Genomic DNA, 9,310 nt, shown 5'->3' with positions numbered 1-9,310 from the left:
GCGTGGCCCATGTGCAGCGTGCCGGTCACGTTGGGCGGCGGCAGCTGGATGGCGAACGACGGCTGGGCGGCATCCGCCTGGCCCGTGCCGCGCATGCCGGCGCGGCCGTAGCCGCGGCGCTCCCACTCCGGCCCCCAGTGCGCCTCCAGCGCGGCGGGCTCGAAGGACTTGGACAGGCTGGCAAGGCCGGGTTGCGCGGGGGTGTGGGAATCGCTCATGGCAATGAAAAACGGCATCCCGCGGGATGCCGGCTGGGGCGGTGGATTGGAGGATGCCGGATTTTATGCTCAGCACCCGGGCTATCGAAAAAATAGCTATAACCCAAGGACTGGCAAAGGGAAACGGCGTTTTCATTTGAAACCCCAAAGGCTCGCAGTCCGGGCGCGCAGTTTGGGCACAATGCAACGCTCAGGTTCCCGCCCAGGCCGCCCGTGTCCCACCGCCCCCTCTTTCATCGCTGCAGCGCCGTCCTGGCGCTGTTGCTGCCCGCATTGGCCGGCGCCGCGCCCAGCCAGCCGGCCCGCACGACGTCGTCCGTACCCGAACCCGCACTGTCCCCGGGCTCCCAGCCGATCAGCTTTGCCCAGGCCCGACAGTGGCTGCTGGCGCGCTCCGACCGCCTGGGCGCCGCCACCAGCGAGGTCGAGAGCGCCCGCTTGCGCCGCCAGGCCATGCAGGGCCTGGGCGGGCCCACGGTGGCCGTCACTGGCATGGCCTATCACTACTCGGTCAGCGCCGACGTCAGCCTGGACCCGGCGCGCCACACCTTGAGCAACATCCTGGAGCTGCTGCCGCCGCAGCTGGGCAGCGCCATCGGCGGGCGCCTGCCGCAGCTGCCGTCCAGCGTGCACCTGCAGCGCGAGGCCAGCCGTGCCTCGGCCAGCATGTCGCTGATGTGGCCCCTCTACACGGGTGGCCTGGGGGACGCGGTGCGGGATGGGCTCGATGCTCAGGCCGACGAGGCCCAGGCGGACGCCAGCGGCACCGAGGGCAGCCAGGACACGCTGCTGGTGCAGCGCTACTTCGGCGCCCAGCTGGCCGCGCGCGCGGCCGAGCTGCGCCGCCAGGCGCTGGCCGGCGTGCGCGAGCACGCCGACGCCGCCGACCGCATGCTGCAGGCGGGCGTGATCTCCGAGCTCGAGCGCCTGCAGGCGCGCGCCGCGCTGGCCGACGCCGAGCAGCAGGCGCGCAAGGCAGGCGACGACGCGCGCCTGGCCGCCACGGCGCTGGCGCGCACCATCAAGAGCCCGGCGTTGCTGCAGCCGAGCAACTCCCTGTTCGTCAGCACCCGTCCGCTTGCGCCCCTGAGCGACTTCATCGCCCAGGCCCAGCAGCAGCACCCGGGGCTGGCCAAGGTGCAGGCCAAGCGCCGCCAGGCCGGCGCCCTGCACGACGCGCAGGAGGCGCTGCGCCGCCCGCAGGTGCTGGGCTTTGGCCTGCACGAGCTGACCACGCAGGGCAAGCCCAACTGGGTGGCGGGTCTGGCCGTGCGCTACACCCTGTGGGACAGCGTGGACCGCGACCTGCTGGCCGCCGCCACGCAAAAGCAGCTTGACCAGGCCGACCAGACCGAGCAGCAGGCCCTGTCCGACATCGCCCTGCTGGTCGAGAAGCACTGGCTGGCCGTCGAGCAGGCGCGCACCCAGTACCTGGCCCAGCAGGCCCAGGAAGACCTGGCGCGCGAGCTGCTGCGCCTGCGCAGCGCCGCGCTGAAGGAAGGCACGGGCACGCCGCTGGAGCTGATCGACGCGCGCCTGAACCTGGCCCGCGTGCAGACCGAGCGCGCCCAGACCGCCAACCAGTACGTGCAGGCCCTGGCCGCGCTGCTGGAGGCTGGTGGCCGGGCGGGAGACTTCGAGCGCCATATGGCGCAGGCCGACATTCAGATCCCTACCCAGTCACCATGAGCACCACGCCCCCGGCGCCATCGCGCGCATCCCAGCCCCCCGTGCCCCCGGCGCAGCCCGTGCCGCCGCCGCGCCCGCGCCCGCCCTGGGGGGTGCTGCTGATCGGTGCGCTGCTGCTGGCCTTCGTTGCCTGGGGCTTCTGGCGCGCCTCGCAGCCGCCCGCGCCGTACTTCCAGGGCCAGATGGAGGCGCGCGAGACCGACGTGGCCGGCAAGGTGCCGGCGCGCATCACCCAGGTGCATGTCATGGAGGGCCAGCAGATCGAGGCCGGCGCCCTGCTGGTCGAGCTCGACAGCCCCGAGGTGCGCGCCAAGCTGGCCCAGGCCGAGGCCGCGCGCGATGCCGCCCAGGCGCAGGCCGACAAGGCCGCGCGCGGCGCCCGGCCCGAGGAGGTGCAGATGGCGCGCCTCGCCTGGCAGCGCGCCCAGGCCGCGGCCGACTTGGCCCAGACCTCCTGGCAGCGCGTGCAAAGCCTGTACGCGCAGGGCCTGGTGGCTGCGCAAAAGCGCGACGAGGCGCAGATCAACGCCCGCGCCGCCCAGGCCCAGGCCCAGGCCGCACGCGCGCAGTACGAGATGGCTGCCAGCGGCGCGCGCGTCGAGGACCGCTCGGCCGCCGACGCCCAGACGCGCCGCGCCGCCGGTGCCATCGCCGAAGTGCAGGCCGCGCAGGCCGAGACCCAGCTGCGCAGCCCGGTGGCCGGCGAAGTCGCCAAGGTGCTGGCGCGCGTGGGCGAGCTGTCCCCGCAGGGCGTGGCCGTGGTGACGGTGGTGGACCTGCAGGACCAGTGGCTGGTGCTGAACGTGCGCGAGGACGACCTGCCGCGCTTTGCCATGGGCCGGCGTTTCACCGGACGGCTGCCGGCGCTGGCGGACCGCACGGCCGAGTTCGAGGTGTACTGGCAGGGCGTGCTGCCCGATTTCGCCACCTGGCGCGCCACGCGCGGCAGCCAGGGCTTCGATGCCCGCACCTTCGAGGTGCGCGCCCGGCCCGTGGCACCCATCGAGGGCGCCCGCCCTGGCATGAGCGTCGTTGTCGGGGGCGCGGTGTGAGCGCACTGCGCGCCAGCGCGCTGCGCGAGTGGCGCCTGCTGCGCGCGTGCCCGCGCGACGCGGCCATGCTGAGCTGGGTGCCGCTGCTGGCCGTGGCGCTGCTGTGCTGGATCTTCTCGGCCGGCCAGCCCTACGGCCTGCCGATCGCCGTCTGGAGCGAGGACGGCTCCAGCCTGTCGCGCCAGCTGGTGCGCATGCTGCAGGCCACGCCCGGCCTGTCGGTGCGCGCCCAGGTGCTCAGCCGCGCCGAGGCGCAGGAGCTGCTGCAGCGCATGGAGGTCTATGGCGTGGTGCACATCCCGCCGCACTTCGCGCGCGACGTGCAGCAGGGCGGCGCGGCCAGCGTCACGCTGCTGCACAACGCGCAGCTGTCCACGGCCTCCAGCCTGGTGCAGCGCGACGTGCGCCAGGTGGTGGGCACGCTGTCGGCCGGCGTCCAGATGCAGGCCGCCGCCAGGCGCGGCACTCCGGCGCAGGTGCTCGAAGTGCGCCAGGAGCCGATCCGCACGCAGCTGGTGGCGCTGTTCAATGTCTCGACCAACTACGAGCAGTTCCTGGCCGCGACGCTGCTGCCCGCGCTGCTGCACATCCTGGCCATGACGGCGGGGGCGTGGAGTGTGGGGCGCGAGCTGCGCGACCGCACGCTGGGGCAGTGGCTGGGGCGGGTGGCCCCGGGCGGCGCGCCGCCGCAGGCCGCGCCCGGGCAGGGCGCCGCTGCGCTGGCCGGCCGCAGCCGGCCGGGCCTGGCGCAGGTGCTGGCGGCGCTCCTGGGCAAGCTGGCGCTGCCGCTGGTCTCGCTGTGGCTGTGCGGCATGGCCGCCCTGGTCTATCTGTCGCAGCTGCGCGGCTGGGCGGTGGCGGGCTCCTTCGCCTGGATTGCGCTCGGCCTGCTTCTGCTGCTGGCCGTGAGCCTGGCGGCCGGGGCGCTGCTGGCGGGCGCGACCCTGTCGCTGCGCAAGGCGCTGTCGGGCGCGGGGCTGCTGTCGGCGCCGGCCTTTGCCTTCAGCGGCGTGGGCTTCCCGCTGCTGGCCATGAGCGGCAGTGCGCGCACCTGGGCCGAGGCCATGCCCTATACGCACTACGCGCGGCTGCAGCTCGAGCAGTGGCAGATGGGCGCGCCGCCCCTGCAGACGCTGCCCGTGGTGGCGGGCCTGCTGCTGGCCACGCTGGTGCTGCTGGCGCTGGCCACGGTCGCGCTGCTGCGCGCCTGGGGCATGCCGCAAGCCTGGGGGACGCGCTAGATGGCCGGGCACCGGCCCACCCTGCTGGGCCTGTGGCTGGCTAGCCTGGCCGCGCTGCTGCGCGACAAGGGCGTGGCGCTGCTGCTGCTGGGCGCGCCGGTGCTCTACGGTTTTTTCTATCCCTGGTTCTATGCGCCCCAGGTGGTGCAGCGCGTGCCGGTGGCCGTGGTGGTGCAGGACGCCTCCAGCCTGTCGCGCCAGATGCTGCGCTTTGCCCAGGCCAGCCCCCGCATCGAACTGGTGCTGGTCACGCCCGACGAGGGCCAGGCGCGCGCGGCGCTGCTGGCAGGGCGGGTCGAAGGCTACGCGCTGATCCCGCGCGACTTCAAGCGCGACGTGCTGCACGCCGCCGAGGCGGTGGTGCCGGTCTATGCCAACGGCGCCTATCCGCTGGCCGCCAAGCAGGTGCAGTACGGCTTTGCCGAGGCCTTCGGCACGGTGTCGGCGGGCGTGCAGATTCGGCGCCTGCAGGCGAGCGGGCAGAGCGCCGGGCAGGCCGCGGCCAGCCGCTCGCCGGTCAACCTGCAGGCGGTGGCGCTGTTCAACCCGACCGAGGGTTACGGCAGCTTTGTCGTCGCCGCGGTGGCCATCCTGATCCTGCAGCAGACGCTGCTGATGGGCAGCGCCATGCTGGTGGGCACCTTGCGCGAGGGCGGGCAGGCGCAGGCCGGTGCCCGGCTGTGGCTGGCGCGATTGCTGGCGCTGTGCACGCCAGGCTGGCTGGCGGGGCTGTTCTATTTCGGCTGGATCTTCGTGCTGCAGGACTACCCGCGCGGCGGCAACCCGGCCGGGGCGCTGGTGCTGCTGGCGGTGTTCTCGCCGGCGGTGGCGGGCACGGGCTGCCTGGTGGGCTGGTGGCTGGCCGAGCGCGAGCGCGCGCTGCAGGTGCTGATGTTCACCTCCATTCCGCTGGCGTTTCTCGGCGGCTTCACCTGGCCGGCCGAGGCGCTGCCCGAGCCGCTGGCCTGGCTGCGCTGGCTCTCGCCCAGCACGGCGGGCATCCAGGCCTCGCTGCGGCTGAACCAGGCGGGCGCGCCGCTGGCGGCGGCGGCGCAGCCGCTGCTGTGGCTGGCGGCGCTGGCCGTCACCAGCTGGTGTGCTCTGCTGTGGCTGACACGCCCTGAAAAAAAGATAGCTGCAAGCCTTTGATCCACAGTGCTTTCAGACATGAACAACATTGAAAGCGCCGTCTACCAACCGCTTGCAGCTCATCTTTGTATAGCGTCGATCGTCTTCGCCCGTGTCTTCAGCCGAACAGGTATTGCAGCGCCTGCCCCGGCTCATTCACGGCGGTGCAGTCCACGCCCCAGGTTTGACCGATGCGCTCGGGCGTGAGCACCTCCCGCGCGGGGCCCAAGCATTCGATGCGCCCGCCCGCCAGCAGCAGCACGTCGTCGGCATAGCGCAGCGCAAGGTTCAGGTCGTGCAGTACGGCCACCACGCCACAGCCTGCGCCATGCGCCCACTGGCGCAGCAGGCGCAGTGTGCCGTGCTGGTGCGCCAGGTCCAGCGCGGCGGTGGGCTCGTCCAGCAGCAGCCAGCGCGCAGCCCCGTCTGGCAAAGGCGACCAGACCTGCGCCAGCGCCCGTGCCAGATGCACGCGCGCTTTCTCGCCGCCCGAGAGGGTGTTGAACACGCGCGGCGCCAGCGGCGCCACGCCGGTGGCCGCCAGCGCCTGCAGCACCACGCCCGCCTCGTCCGGCGCCGGGCTGCGCCGGTGCGGGTAGCGGCCCAGCTCTGCCACCTCGCGCACGGTGAAGTCAAACGCCATCGCTCCTTCCTGCGGCACCACCGCGCGGCGCAGCGCCAGGGCCGGTGCGCCCCAGGCGGGCAGGGGGCGTGCGTCCAGAAGCACATCGCCCGCGTCGGGCTCGCGCGCGCCAGCCAGGAGCGACAGCAGCGTGGATTTGCCCGCGCCGTTGGGGCCCAGGATGACCGTCAGGCGCTCAGGCGCGAGGGTGGCCGAAACATCGTCGAGCAGGCTGCGCCCGCCAGCGCGCACGTGGGCCTCACGGCATTGCAGCGTCATACACGTCCCTTGAAACGGCGCAGCATGGCCAGGAACATCGGCCCGCCGATAAATGCCGTGAGTACGCCCAGCGGCAGCTCGGCCGGCTGTACCGCGGTGCGCGCCAGCGCGTCGGCGGCCAGCACCAGCGCCCCGCCCACAAGTGCTGCGCCGGGCAGCACCACGCGGTGGTCGGGTCCAGCGACGAGGCGTACCCAGTGCGGCGCCACCAGCCCGACGAAGCCGATGATGCCGGTGGTGGCGGTGACGGCGCCCACCGCCAGCGCGGCGGTGACGACCGCCGTGCGCTTGGTGCGCTCGACGTTGACGCCCAGCAGCGCGGCCTGCGCCTCGCCCAGAGCAATGGCGTTGAGCGGGCGCGCGCAAGCCAGCGCCGCCATGCCGGCCAGCGCCACCAACGTGCCCACCAGAGCCACTGCGCTCCAGCGCGCCCCGCCCAGGCTGCCCAGCAGCCAGAACTGGATGTTGCGCAGCTGCTCGTCCGTGGCGATGAAGTTCAGGTAGCCCAGCGCTGCGCCGGCCAGTGCGTTCACCGCCACGCCGGCCAGCAGCATTAGGCCGATGTGCGTGCCCAGCGGCCCCTGCGCAAACAGGTACACCAGCAGCGTCACCGCCAGCGCGCCGCCGAAGGCGGCCAGCATCAGGGTCCAGCTACCCAGCAGGTGCGGCAGCGCCGGCGCCCAATGCTGGCCCAGCACGATGACCAGGCCGGCGGCCAGCGCCGCGCCGCTGCTGATGCCAACCAGCCCGGGATCGGCGAGCGGGTTGCGAAACAGCCCCTGCATCAGCGCTCCGGCCAGTGCCAGCCCGCCTCCGGCTGCCACTGCCAGCACCAGGCGCGGCAGGCGGATGTGGAAGAACACCAGCTGTTCGGGCGTGCCCGCGCCGCCGCCCAGCAGCAGCCGCAACAGCTGGCCCGGGGCGATCGGGTAGGCGCCGCTGGCGGCGGCGGCGACGAAGGCCAGCGCCAGCGCGAGCAGGCCCAGCGCCAGCACGGTGCGTGGCGCCAGGCGTGCGCCGGGCGGTGCGTCAGCGCAGGCACTGGCGCGGCCGCGCAGCCGCAGGGGAGCGGCAGTGCTCATGCGGCAAAACCCCGGTGCAGGCCGCGCACTGCCTCGGGCAGACGTGGGCCAAAGCCCAGCAGCAGCAAGGCGTCCGGCGCGATCAGCGCGCGTTTCCTGTATGCGGGCGTGAGCGCCAGTTCCGGGCGCTGCCAGAACCGCTCCGGCCCACCCAGCGCCTCAATGCCCTGGGCGGTGCCCAGGATGAAGTCCGGGGCACTGCTGGCCAGCGCCTCCGCGGTCATGGGACGGTACCCGGCAAAGCCGGTGAGCGCGTTCTCGCCGCCAGCGAACTGGATCAGCGCGTGCGCTGCGGTATCGCGTCCGGCCACCTGCGGCGTGGCTCCGTGTGCCAGGATGAACAGCACGCGCGGGAGCCGGGTTGTGCGCGTGGCGGCCACCCGGGCCTGCACCTGCGCCCATTCGGCATCCAGACGCGCCTGCAGCTCGCGCGCCTGCAGCTCGCGGCGCGCGGCGCGGCCCACGGCCTGCACCTTGGCGCCCACGTCCTGCCAGGTATAGCGCGAAGGCACCAGCGTGACATGGACCCCGGCGCTGCGCAGCTGCTCCAGCACCACGGCCGGGCCGGCCTCGCTGGTGGCGATGACGGCGTTGGGCTTCAGTGACAGCACGCCCTCGGCCGAGAGCTGGCGCATATAGCCCACCTTCGGGGTCTGCTGCGCGGCTTCGGGGTACAGGCTGGTGGTGTCGCTGCCCACCAGCTGCGCCTGCGCGCCGAGGGCATACACCACTTCGGTGATGGCGCCGCCGATGGTCACCAGGCGCGGCAGGCCGGGCCCGGCCTGCTGTGCGCGCAGCGGCCAAGCGGCCGCGCCCAGCGCGCCCGCCACCAGGGGTGCGCCTGCCTGGCGCAACGCGGCACGGCGCGAGAAGGCAACAGGGCGCGCCACGCTCAGGCCGCCTCGGCGGCGGCGCTTTCGGGCGCGGCCTTTGCGACCAGGGCGCGCCAGTCGTCGCGCTCGGCTTCGCCCGGCTTGCGCGCGCCGAAGAACATGGCGATCAGCTCGCCTTCCTGGTCAAAGGCTTCGAGGGAGGTCACGGTGCCGTCCGTGGTCGGCTTGCACACCACCCAGACCTGGGCGATGGCGTCCTCGCGCAGATGCAGGTTGAAGCCGGGATCGAGCACGTTCAGCCAGGGTTGGCCGGCGATTTCGCGCGGCTCCACGCGTCGTACGGGGCCGGTGTGGATCTGGATGCAGCCCGGGCTGCCGACGAAGACCATGATGGGCTCGCCGCCACGGGACGCTTCTTGCAAAAGCGTGCGCACGGCGCTGGCAGGGGCGCGGCGCGTGAAGCGGCCCTGGGCAAGGCGCAAGCCCTGCTGGCGCTCCACCTTGTGTTGCTGCAGCAGTCCGAAGAAATCGTGGGTGTCCTGCATGGCTCCCCAGGCATCGATGAAGGCTGCGGCGTCGATGGCGCCATCGGGCAGCGGGGCGGGACGGGGCTTGCGGAGGCCGAAAGTCGGCTGCAGCTCGGGCGCCGCGAAACGCTGCATCACGGCCTCGAATGCAGGCCGGTCGCTGGCGCTCTTGCAAAACACCTTGTGTACGGCCAGACCGGCGGCGTCATAGAACTGCAGGCTCAAGGCGGCTGGCGCTGCGGCGCCGACGGCCACCTCGGTCACCGCGAAGCCGGCATGCCAGTGCATGAAGAACAACCGCAGGTCGATGTCCTCGCCCACCGCCAGCCCGACCGGGCCGGTGGCGGAGAGATTCCGGTACACGCCGGTCTTCTCGTGCACGGTCGATTCATTGCGCGTCAGCGCCATCACCGGGCCGCAGGACTCCAGCGCCTGCAGGATGGCGAGCCATTCGGTGCGCAGCGGCACGGCGCGCAAGGGCTGATCGTGCGGGCCGGCGTGGGCAGCGATGGCTTGGCCTTCGCTCACGCCAATGGCTTCGGCGGCGTTTCTGGCACGCAGGCCGCTGGCGCGGGCCTGGGCGAAGCGGGTGCGCAGGGTGTCGGATGGGGTCATGGTGTGGAAAAAAGGGAAAACGGG

Annotated in this window: 9 protein-coding genes; 4 read left to right on the top strand and 5 right to left on the bottom strand. The window is 73.0% G+C overall.

Translation table 11 applies throughout. The annotated features are described in order from the left end of the window. Positions 1-236: class I tRNA ligase family protein (locus RT051_RS02950; RefSeq protein ID WP_409520524.1), on the bottom strand; the 236-nt coding region annotated here is incomplete at its 3' end. A gap of 195 nt (positions 237-431) precedes the next feature. On the opposite strand from RT051_RS02950, the gene RT051_RS02945 reads away from it, so the two are divergent. Genes RT051_RS02945 through RT051_RS02930 form a run of 4 tightly spaced genes read left to right on the top strand, consistent with a single transcriptional unit; the run spans position 432 to position 5,349 of the window. After that, positions 432-1,907, top strand: coding sequence for a TolC family protein (locus tag RT051_RS02945; RefSeq protein ID WP_313071361.1), 1,476 nt, complete (start codon positions 432-434; stop codon positions 1,905-1,907). Continuing rightward, positions 1,904-2,959: an efflux RND transporter periplasmic adaptor subunit gene (locus RT051_RS02940; RefSeq protein ID WP_313071357.1), complete on the top strand. Its 1,056-nt coding sequence runs from the start codon at positions 1,904-1,906 to the stop codon at positions 2,957-2,959. The genes RT051_RS02945 and RT051_RS02940 overlap by 4 nt, the downstream gene beginning before the upstream one ends. Further along, positions 2,956-4,200 carry an ABC transporter permease gene (locus RT051_RS02935; RefSeq protein ID WP_313071353.1) on the top strand — a complete coding sequence of 415 codons (1,245 nt, stop codon included), beginning with the start codon at positions 2,956-2,958 and terminating at the stop codon, positions 4,198-4,200. Before RT051_RS02940 ends, RT051_RS02935 begins: the two co-directional genes overlap by 4 nt. Beyond that, positions 4,201-5,349: an ABC transporter permease gene (locus RT051_RS02930; protein ID WP_313071349.1), complete on the top strand. Its 1,149-nt coding sequence runs from the start codon at positions 4,201-4,203 to the stop codon at positions 5,347-5,349. A 97-nt stretch (positions 5,350-5,446) separates the two neighbouring features. On the opposite strand, the gene RT051_RS02925 is transcribed toward RT051_RS02930, so the two are convergent. The 4 genes from RT051_RS02925 to RT051_RS02910 are packed head-to-tail and all read right to left on the bottom strand — an operon-like array spanning position 5,447 to position 9,286. Continuing rightward, positions 5,447-6,229 (bottom strand): heme ABC transporter ATP-binding protein, encoded by a 783-nt coding sequence (locus RT051_RS02925; RefSeq protein ID WP_313071345.1) that lies wholly within the window; start codon positions 6,227-6,229, stop codon positions 5,447-5,449. Further along, entirely contained in the window at positions 6,226-7,311 is a 1,086-nt protein-coding gene (locus tag RT051_RS02920) for an iron ABC transporter permease (protein WP_313071341.1), read from the bottom strand. The genes RT051_RS02925 and RT051_RS02920 overlap by 4 nt, the downstream gene beginning before the upstream one ends. Next, complete coding sequence (locus RT051_RS02915) at positions 7,308-8,207, bottom strand: hemin ABC transporter substrate-binding protein (protein ID WP_409520525.1); 900 nt, start codon at positions 8,205-8,207, stop codon at positions 7,308-7,310. Before RT051_RS02915 ends, RT051_RS02920 begins: the two co-directional genes overlap by 4 nt. After that, a complete protein-coding gene (locus RT051_RS02910; protein ID WP_313071338.1) occupies positions 8,204-9,286 on the bottom strand; it encodes a ChuX/HutX family heme-like substrate-binding protein in 1,083 nt (360 codons plus the stop codon). The genes RT051_RS02915 and RT051_RS02910 overlap by 4 nt, the downstream gene beginning before the upstream one ends. Positions 9,287-9,310: the final 24 nt, after the last annotated feature.

The organism is Melaminivora sp. (genome assembly GCF_032059615.1).
Taxonomy (GTDB): domain Bacteria; phylum Pseudomonadota; class Gammaproteobacteria; order Burkholderiales; family Burkholderiaceae_C; genus Melaminivora.
Note: the sequence above shows the minus strand (reverse complement) of the source record. Positions and strands in the feature narration are given on the sequence as shown.

Excerpts from the sequence above, each read along its gene's own strand:
- RT051_RS02940 (WP_313071357.1), top strand. The coding sequence starts at position 1,904 with ATGAGCACCACGCCCCCGGCGCCATCGCGCGCATCCCAGCCCCCCGTG.
- RT051_RS02930 (WP_313071349.1), top strand. The coding sequence starts at position 4,201 with ATGGCCGGGCACCGGCCCACCCTGCTGGGCCTGTGGCTGGCTAGCCTG.
- RT051_RS02925 (WP_313071345.1), bottom strand. The coding sequence starts at position 6,229 with ATGACGCTGCAATGCCGTGAGGCCCACGTGCGCGCTGGCGGGCGCAGC.
- RT051_RS02920 (WP_313071341.1), bottom strand. The coding sequence starts at position 7,311 with ATGAGCACTGCCGCTCCCCTGCGGCTGCGCGGCCGCGCCAGTGCCTGC.
- RT051_RS02910 (WP_313071338.1), bottom strand. The coding sequence starts at position 9,286 with ATGACCCCATCCGACACCCTGCGCACCCGCTTCGCCCAGGCCCGCGCC.